Raw genomic sequence first — 707 nt, forward strand, 5'->3', positions numbered from 1 at the left:
ATATAATCGTCCGTTACACAAAAAATCACCGCCAAAAATCATGAACCCAAGCCCTTTGCTCGATATTATCGATACGCCTCAGGATTTGCGCCGTCTGGAGAAAAAACAGCTGCCGCAAGTCGCCGCCGAATTGCGCGAATTTCTGTTGGATTCCGTCGGTAAGACGGGTGGCCATTTCGCCAGTAACTTGGGCGCGGTCGAGCTGACGGTGGCACTGCATTATGTGTACGACACGCCCGAAGACCATTTGGTCTGGGATGTCGGCCATCAAAGCTATCCGCACAAAATCCTGACCGGCCGCAAAAATCAAATGCACACCATGCGCCAATACGGCGGTTTGGCCGGTTTCCCAAAACGCAGCGAGTCGGAATACGACGCGTTCGGCGTAGGCCATTCTTCCACATCCATCGGTGCGGCCTTGGGCATGGCTGTTGCGGACAAACAGTTGGGCAACAACCGCCGCAGCGTTGCCATCATCGGCGACGGAGCCATGACGGCAGGTCAGGCGTTTGAAGCCCTGAATTGCGCAGGCGATATGGATGTCGATTTGCTGGTCATCCTCAACGACAACGAAATGTCGATTTCCCCCAATGTCGGCGCGCTGCCGAAATATCTCGCCAGTAACGTCGTGCGCGATATGCACGGCCTATTGAGCACCATCAAAGCCCAATCGAGCAAAGTATTGGATAAATTGCCCGGTGCGATGG

1 protein-coding gene is annotated in these 707 nt (G+C 54.5%); it reads left to right on the plus strand.

Annotation, left to right across the window (positions count from 1 at the left end; genetic code table 11):
* Positions 1 to 40: 40 nt before the first annotated feature.
* Positions 41 to 707, plus strand: a 667-nt coding sequence (locus ACTHUR_RS14135; protein WP_440399183.1) for a 1-deoxy-D-xylulose-5-phosphate synthase N-terminal domain-containing protein, incomplete at its 3' end; no start/stop codon positions are given.

It is taken from the genome of Neisseria sp. P0021.S007, assembly GCF_051956855.1.